1 protein-coding gene is annotated in these 728 nt (G+C 51.0%); it reads right to left on the bottom strand.

Annotated elements, in window-relative coordinates; genetic code table 11:
- On the bottom strand, window positions 1–728 hold a 728-nt coding region (locus ACTHUR_RS13890; protein WP_440399127.1), incomplete at both ends, for a phosphomannomutase/phosphoglucomutase.

Here is a 728-nt window from a genome sequence, read left to right on the forward strand (position 1 = left end):
ACATACCGTCGTCGAAGCCGAACCAGCGTTCTTTAAAGAAGATGTGTCCGCTCATTTCGCCGGCACCCAGTGCGCCGGTTTTTTTCATGGTGGATTTGATGAAGCTGTGGCCGGTTTTTTCCATCACAGGTTCGCCACTGTGTTCTTTAATCCAAGGCGCAAGCAGACGGGTGGATTTGACGTCGAAAATCACTTTGGCTTTAGGATTGCGGCTCAACACGTCTTGCGCGAAAAGCATTAATTGGCGGTCTGGATAGATGATGTTGCCGTCTTTGGTGACCACGCCCAAGCGGTCGGCATCGCCGTCAAATGCCAAGCCGATTTCGGCATCGCTGTTTTGAAGCTCGACGATGAGGTCTTGCAGGTTTTTCGGTTTGGATGGATCGGGGTGGTGATTAGGGAAATTGCCGTCCACTTCGCAGAAAAGTTCGGTCACTTCATTGCCCAAACCTTTGTAGAGTTTGCCTGCAAATGCGCCGCCGACACCGTTGCCTGCGTCAATCACGATTTTCATCGGGCGTTTGAGCTTGATATGGCCGACGATGTTGTTGTGGTATTCGTTGGAGATGTCTTTTTCGGTTACGCTGCCTTGTTTGTCGGCGGCAACAAAACCGTCTTTTTCAATAATGGCTAAAAGTTCTTGAATGGCTTCGCCTGCGAGCGTGTCGCCGCCGAGCATCATTTTGAAACCGTTGTAATCGGGCGGATTGTGGCTGCCGGTAATCATC

The organism is Neisseria sp. P0021.S007 (assembly GCF_051956855.1).